This window comes from Bacillus mycoides, from assembly GCF_001757995.1.
In the GTDB taxonomy this organism is placed as follows: domain Bacteria; phylum Bacillota; class Bacilli; order Bacillales; family Bacillaceae_G; genus Bacillus_A; species Bacillus_A mycoides_B.
Map to the genome: position 1 here is coordinate 1 of NZ_LXLV01000119.1, position 542 is coordinate 542.

Annotated in this window: 1 protein-coding gene; it reads right to left on the minus strand. The window is 35.1% G+C overall.

Annotation, left to right across the window (positions count from 1 at the left end; translation table 11 throughout):
- On the minus strand, nt 1-542 hold a 542-nt coding region (locus BWGOE10_RS29095; protein ID WP_236736023.1), incomplete at both ends, for a glycosyl hydrolase family 18 protein.

The following is a 542-nucleotide window of genomic DNA, read 5'->3' on the forward strand; positions in this document are numbered from 1 at the left end:
CAGGTTTTTTACTTTTCACTTCCCAATCATATCCATAGTTACCGAAAGCGACTATAAGTTTCTCAGACGGAATATCTAGTTCATTGAGCGTATGTTCAAACCATTTATTTGAAGCAATTGGTCCTGGTGCTCCTGCTCCATAGTGCTCATCATACATCATTACAATCATACGATCTATTACTTTGGCTAACGCACCATAATCAAAGGCCTTATCATTAGCAGGGACATCTTGTGTAACAAGCAAATGATGTTTATGAAAGACCGTAGTAAGTTCTTTCATGAAATTTGTTAAGTTTTCTCTATCGCTTTCAGGTATTGCCTCAAAGTCAATATTAATACCTGAAAATTGATTCTTTTCAACTTGCTTTACTAAATTGTTAATAAACGTTGTCTTTACATGATCTGGAGAATTCAGTAACTTATGAATAAGTTCACTATCAGGACCAGAAGCTTCCTCTGTATAGTTAGTAAGTAAAGGCATAATTTTCACATGATTTTCTTTGGCTAACTTCACAATCTCAGGTTTTATCTCCCCGTCAAGT